Below are 5,479 nucleotides of genomic sequence, written 5' to 3'. Positions count from 1 at the left end.
CTCGGGCTTCCCCCCGGCAGGGGTCTCGCACGTGGCCTCGGCCAGGGTCAGCGTGCCGTCGACCTCGGCGACACCGAGCTTCAGCGGATCGACGGCGACATCGAGCCGCAGCGCGGTCGCCGCGGCCGTGGTCGACGTGGTCCCGGTCGTCGACAGGTCCAGCCGGACCGACCCGACGCCCGGCACCTCGACGTGGGTGGGGCCGCCCGCGGTCAGCGCGACGCGTTTGCCGAGGACCGTCACCGAGGCGGGCAGGGTCACCGAGGCGTGCGGGACCTGCCCGGCCTCGCAGACCGCCTTCGAGCTCACCGCCTCGAGCTCGACGACCGACAGCAGCGGCAGGCCGGGCACATGGAGCCGGGCCTCGGCGAGGGTGGTGGACGCCTCGGCGCGGTCGCCGTCCACCGTCGCCTCCGCGTCGGCCACCTCCGCCCGCAGCACGCTGAAGGGCTTGCCGCCGTCGACACCGTCGAGGGTGGCGGTGAGGGCCGTCTTCCGCGCGCTCTGCGGTGCGTGGACCTCGTTGAGGGTGACGGCGAGCGGGGCGTGCACGGTCTTGTTGAGCAGGGACACGTCGAGCCCGGTGCGCAGCACGGCGGCGCTCGCACCGCCGTGCCCCTCGGTGGCGTGCGCGGAGCCCGCGCCGGCCAGCGCGACGGGACCCGCGGCGAGGGCGGTGGCCGTGGCGACGACGGCCCAACGGCGTGCGGACATGCGGAAGTTGATGGTGTACAAGGTGATGGGACCCCCACGAGACATGACTGGGACCCGGAAAGGATGTCCGCACGAACACCGGGCCGTCAGCGATCCACCGACTCTTCACTCCTTCGGGGTGATCCAGTGAATCCGTTCGAATCCCGTGGTACGGCTGTTCCCTGCCGTCACCCTCGTACGCCCCGCCGGGGCGCGCGCGGTCACGCCACCACGCGCCCGTTCAGCACCACCCGGCGCGGATCCGCCAGCACGCGAACGTCCGCGCGCGGGTCGGAGCCGTAGACCACCAGGTCGGCCGGGGCGCCCTCCTCCAGGCCGGGGCGGCCGAGCCACTTCCGGGCCGCCCAGGTGCCGGCGGCCAGCGCCTCGACGGGCGGGATGCCGGCCTTGGCCAGTTCGGCGACCTCGTCGGCCGCGAGGCCGTGCGGGAGGCTGCCGCCGGCGTCCGTACCGACGAAGACGGGGATGCCGGCGTCGTAGGCGGAGCGCACGGTGTCGTAGCGGCGTTCGTGGAGCCGGCGCATATGGGCCGACCAGCGCGGGAACTTGGACGCGCCGCCGTCGGCGAGCGCGGGGAAGGTGGCGATGTTGACGAGGGTGGGGACGATCGCGACGCCCCGCTCGGCGAAGAGCAGGATCGTGTCGTCGGTGAGGCCCGTGGCGTGTTCGACGCAGTCGATACCGGCCTCGACCAGGTCCCGCAGGGAGTCCTCGGCGAAGCAGTGCGCGGTGACGCGGGCGCCCAGCCGGTGCGCCTCGGCGATGGCGGCCTCGACGGCGCCGCGCGGCCAGCACGCCGACAGGTCGCCGAGGTCGCGGTCGATCCAGTCGCCGACCAGCTTCACCCAGCCGTCCGAGCGCCGGGCCTCCTGGGCGACGTACGCGGTGAGGTCGTCGGGCTCGACCTCCCAGGCGTAGTTGCGGATGTAGCGGCGGGTACGGGCGATGTGCCGGCCGGCCCGGACGATCTTCGGGAGGTCGTCGCGGTCGTCGGTCCAGCGGGTGTCGGAGGGCGAGCCGGCGTCGCGCAGCAGCAGGGCACCGGCGTCGCGGTCGGTGAGCGCCTGCTTCTCGGCGACGTCGTCGGGGACGGCGCCGTGCCGGTCCAGGCCCACGTGGCAGTGGGCGTCGACCAGCCCCGGCAGCACCCAGCCGTCGACGGTGCGGACGTCGCGGGCGCCGGCGGGACGGTCGTAGGAGATCCGCCCGTCGACGACCCACAGCTCGCCCCGGATCTCGTCCGGGCCGACGAGGATCCGCCCCTTCACGTGCAGCACCGCGCGTTCGCTCATACACGGCACCCTAGTCAGGCGTCACGGCTCCTTGCCCACCTGGTCGGAGGTCTCCTCCTCGACGTCCGCCATGGCGGGGTCGAGGAGTCGGGAGAGGAAGTGCCGGGTCCGTTCGTGCCGGGGTCTGCCGATGACCTCCTCGGGTGTGCCGTCCTCGACGACCACGCCGCCGTCCATGAAGACGACCCGGTCGGCGACCTCGCGGGCGAAGGTCATCTCGTGGGTGACGACCATCATCGTCATGCCCTCGTCGGCGAGCATCCGCATCACGGCCAGGACGTCGCCGACCAGCTCGGGGTCGAGCGCCGAGGTCGGCTCGTCGAAGAGCATCACCTCCGGGCCCATGGCCAGCGCCCGGGCGATGGCGACCCGCTGCTGCTGGCCGCCGGAGAGGGAGGACGGGTAGGCGTCCGCCTTCTCGGCGAGGCCCACGCGCCGCAGGTTCTCGGCGGCGACCCTCGCGGCCTCCGCCTTGCCCCGGCGCAGCACCCGGCGCTGCGGCAGCGTGAGGTTCTCGGTCACGGTGAGGTGCGGGAACAGGTTGAACTGCTGGAAGACCATGCCGATACGGCGGCGTACGGCATCGATGTCGACGTCCGGGTCGGTGAGTTCCGCACCACCGACGTGGACCTCGCCCCCGCTGGGTTCCTCCAGGAGGTTCACGCATCGCAGCAGGGTCGACTTGCCGGACCCGGACGGGCCGATGACGCAGACGACCTCGCCCTGGCCGATCTCCAGGTCGATGCCGCGCAGCACATGGTTGTCACCGAAGGACTTGTGCAGAGCGCTGACGCGGATCTCCGTGCGGCCGGACTTCATTTGACGGCCTCCTGGGCCTTGGCCTCCATGCGGCGCACGACGAAGCCGAGCGGAATGGTGATCAGCAGGTAGCACAGGCCGGCCACCAGGATCGGGGTGGAGTTGGCGGTCTGGCTGGCCAGGTCGCGTCCGTACTTGGACAGTTCGCGCTCCCCCAGGGTGACGCCGAGGAACAGCACCAGCGAGGAGTCCTTGAAGAGCAGGACGAGCTCGTTGGTGAGCGGCGGGAGGATGATCCGGAAGGCCTGCGGGATGATGACCGACACCATGGCCCGGGCGGGCGAGAAGCCCAGTGAACGGGCCGCCTCCATCTGTCCCTTGGGCACGGCCTGGATGCCGGCCCGGATCGTCTCCGCCATGTACGCGGCGGCCACCAGGCCGAGCGCGAGGGCGACCTTGCCGTAGGTGCCGCCGATGATCTCCGTGCCGGGGAAGGCGAGCGGCACGGCGACGCCGATGAAGATGAAGATCAGCAGGGCGGGCAGGCCGCGGAAGATCTCGATGTAGATGCCGGCCAGCCAGCGGTACGGCCCGACGGACGACAGCCGCATCAGCGCGATCACCATGCCGAGGGCGAGCCCGACGGCGAAGCCGGTCACCGTGAAGAGCACGGTGTTCTTCAGCGCCAGCGTGATGACGTCCGGGAACATCCGCTCGGCGATGTCCACCTGGGCGAACTGGTTCCGCAGTCTGCCCCAGTCGGCCGAGACCGCGAAGGCGATGACGGCCGCGACGAAGACGGCGTACTGGATGCCGCGCGACAGGCTGCGCTTCTGGCGCCTGGTGAGGCCCTTCCTCTTCGGCTGGACCGGCAGTTTCTCCGTGTCGGTCATGGGATCAGGACGCGGCCGGCGAGGCGGCGGACTCGTCGTACGGGCCGATCCACCGCTCGTACAGCTTCTTGTACGTGCCGTCGGCCCTGGCGTCCGCGAGCGCCTTGTTGATCGCCTCGCGCAGCGCGGTGTTGCCCTTCTTCACCGTGACGCCGTACTCCTCGCCGGTGTCGATCTGCTCGGCGACCTCGAAGGCGTCGGCGTTGGCCCTGTCCTTCAGCCAGCCCTGGACGACCGGGTAGTCGATGACGACGGCCTTGACCTGGCCGGTGCGCAGGCCGTTGAGGACGGCGTCGGAGGACTCGAAGGAGACGGGGTCGAGGCCCTCCTTCTTGACGTGGTCCTCGCCGGTGGTCTGGGCCTGGGCGCCGAGCTTGACGTTCTCGGACTTCACGTCGGCGAGGGAGGTGACGCCGCTGTCCTTGCCGACAAGGACGGCCTGGGTGGCGTTGAAGTACGGGTCGGAGAAGCCGACGTTCTTCTTCCGCTCCTCGGTGATGGTCATGCCGGCCGCTGCCAGGTCGCACTCGCCGGAGTTGAGGAAGGCGCCGGTCTTGAAGTTCTCGAAGGGCGTGTCGACGATCTCCTGCTTCACGCCCAGGTCCTCGGCGACCAGGTCGATCAGCGCGACGTCGAAGCCCTGCACCTTGCCGTCGATCTCCGACTGGAAGGGCGGGTACGGGAGGTGGGTGCAGGTGGTGAGCTGCCCCGCCTTGACGAGTTCGACGCCGCCGGCGGCGGTCGTGGAGCCGCTGCCCCCGTCGTCGCTGGAGGTGCAGGCGGTCAGGAGCACCAGCCCGGCCGTCGCGGTGGTGGCGGCCAGCATGCGGGTCCGGCGGCCGGGGAGCGTCTTCACGGGAGCCTCCTGATCAAGGAACGATGAGTTCCGACAATAAGGAAGGGTTTGAGGCTCTCAAACCCTTCCGATGGCCTGAGGGCCGCCCGGCCTCGGAACCCTGCGGTCGGTCCGCCCTCAGGGCGAAGGTCTACCCTCGACCTCGTCGAACGTACCCACGCCGTCGCGAAGCAAAGAGAGCACCGCTGTGACCCACTTCCTCCTCGATCTGCCCCCGATGGGCGCCGCGCACTTCGCCTCGATCGAGGACCGGGTGGCGCGGCTGCTGAGCACCCGGCAGGACGTCGTGATCACGCAGGGCGAGGCGTTGCTGCCGCTGGAGGGCGCGATCCGTTCGGCCGCCGGCCCCGGCACGACCGCGCTGAACGTCATCACCGGCCCCTACGGGCAGACCTTCGGCGACTGGCTGCGGGACTGCGGTGCCACCGTGATCGACGTGACGGTGCCGTTCCACACGGCGGTGACGGCCGAGCAGGTCCGGGACGCCTTCGCGGAGCACCCGGAGATCGGCTTCGTGTCCCTGGTGCACGCGGAGGCGGCCACCGGGAACACCAACCCGGTCGCGGAGATCGGCGAGGTGGTGCGGGCGCACGGGGCGCTGTTCCACCTGGACGCGGTCGCCTCGATCGGGGCGGAGCCGGTGCTGCCGGACGCGTGGGGCGTGGACCTGTGCGTGATCGGGGCGCAGAAGGCGATGGGCGGTCCGGCCGGGGTCTCGGCGGTGTCGGTGAGCGAGCGGGCGTGGGCGCGGATGGCGGCGAACCCGCGGGCGCCGCGCCGTTCCTACCTCTCGCTGCTGGACTGGAAGGAGCGCTGGATCGACGGCGGCCGCAAGGCGTTGCCGCACGCGCCGGCGCAGCTGGAGATGCTGGCGCTGGAGGCGTGCGTGGAGCGGATCGAGGCGGTGGGGCTGGACACCGTGATGTCCCGGCACGCGTCGGCCGCGGCGGCGGCCCGGGCGGGGG

6 protein-coding genes are annotated in these 5,479 nt (G+C 71.7%); 1 reads left to right on the top strand and 5 read right to left on the bottom strand.

What is annotated here, in order from left to right:
• From B9S61_RS11755 to B9S61_RS11735, 5 genes are all read right to left on the bottom strand, one after another.
• Positions 1-714: SCO1860 family LAETG-anchored protein (locus B9S61_RS11755; RefSeq protein ID WP_181007335.1), on the bottom strand; the 714-nt coding region annotated here is incomplete at its 3' end.
• A 200-nt stretch (positions 715-914) separates the two neighbouring features.
• Positions 915-2,006 (bottom strand): amidohydrolase family protein, encoded by a 1,092-nt coding sequence (locus B9S61_RS11750; protein WP_103542204.1) that lies wholly within the window; start codon positions 2,004-2,006, stop codon positions 915-917.
• Between the two features lie 21 nt (positions 2,007-2,027).
• The gene (locus B9S61_RS11745) at positions 2,028-2,825 is read right to left on the bottom strand and encodes an amino acid ABC transporter ATP-binding protein (RefSeq protein ID WP_103542203.1); all 798 of its coding nucleotides are present in this window, start codon (positions 2,823-2,825) and stop codon (positions 2,028-2,030) included.
• The gene (locus tag B9S61_RS11740; RefSeq protein WP_103542202.1) at positions 2,822-3,658 is read right to left on the bottom strand and encodes an amino acid ABC transporter permease; all 837 of its coding nucleotides are present in this window, start codon (positions 3,656-3,658) and stop codon (positions 2,822-2,824) included. Before B9S61_RS11740 ends, B9S61_RS11745 begins: the two co-directional genes overlap by 4 nt.
• 4 nt (positions 3,659-3,662) lie before the next feature.
• Positions 3,663-4,514, bottom strand: coding sequence for an ABC transporter substrate-binding protein (locus B9S61_RS11735; RefSeq protein WP_103542201.1), 852 nt, complete (start codon positions 4,512-4,514; stop codon positions 3,663-3,665).
• 187 nt (positions 4,515-4,701) lie between these two features.
• Here B9S61_RS11735 and B9S61_RS11730 point away from each other — a divergent pair.
• A partial coding sequence (locus B9S61_RS11730; RefSeq protein WP_103542200.1) for an aminotransferase class V-fold PLP-dependent enzyme occupies positions 4,702-5,479 on the top strand: 778 nt, incomplete at its 3' end.

Source organism: Streptomyces sp. SM1 (assembly GCF_002910825.1).
Classification (GTDB): Bacteria; Actinomycetota; Actinomycetes; order Streptomycetales; family Streptomycetaceae; genus Streptomyces; species Streptomyces okerensis.
The sequence above is the reverse complement of the archived record's forward strand: the minus strand, read 5'-3'. Positions and strand labels throughout refer to the sequence as shown.

Bases quoted from the DNA above. Each gene is read 5' to 3' on its own strand.
- B9S61_RS11740 (WP_103542202.1), bottom strand. From the start codon at position 3,658: ATGACCGACACGGAGAAACTGCCGGTCCAGCCGAAGAGGAAGGGCCTC.
- B9S61_RS11745 (WP_103542203.1), bottom strand. From the start codon at position 2,825: ATGAAGTCCGGCCGCACGGAGATCCGCGTCAGCGCTCTGCACAAGTCC.
- B9S61_RS11750 (WP_103542204.1), bottom strand. From the start codon at position 2,006: ATGAGCGAACGCGCGGTGCTGCACGTGAAGGGGCGGATCCTCGTCGGC.